The organism is Herbaspirillum sp. UBA812, assembly GCF_002296545.1.
Taxonomy (GTDB): domain Bacteria; phylum Pseudomonadota; class Gammaproteobacteria; order Burkholderiales; family Burkholderiaceae_D; genus Herbaspirillum; species Herbaspirillum huttiense.
In genome coordinates this window covers 1-305 of sequence record NZ_DBIC01000198.1, presented here as the reverse complement: position 1 = coordinate 305, position 305 = coordinate 1, and positions in this window count along the sequence as shown.

Here is a 305-nt window from a genome sequence, read left to right as displayed (position 1 = left end):
GCTTGCCTTCACCCAGCAGGTGTGACTGCCCGATCACCTCGTCCAGCGTCTTGGGCCGCAGGGCCTCCGCCAGCGGCGCGGTCGGTTCTTGCGCGAACAGGTCAGCCATGGGCAGCCTCCTGCAGGCAACGGGAATCAACAGGCAAAGAAGACGGCCACAGGGCGGCCAGGGAAATAAAGTTCATAGTCATCAGGATGCGGGCGCAGCGCCGGATTGCAAGGCGCGTTCACCAAAGGCCGTAGTCTAACGCAGCAGGCCTCCGCGAGGGCGATGGCGCGATCAAGGGCTGCGCCTGCAGCCATCG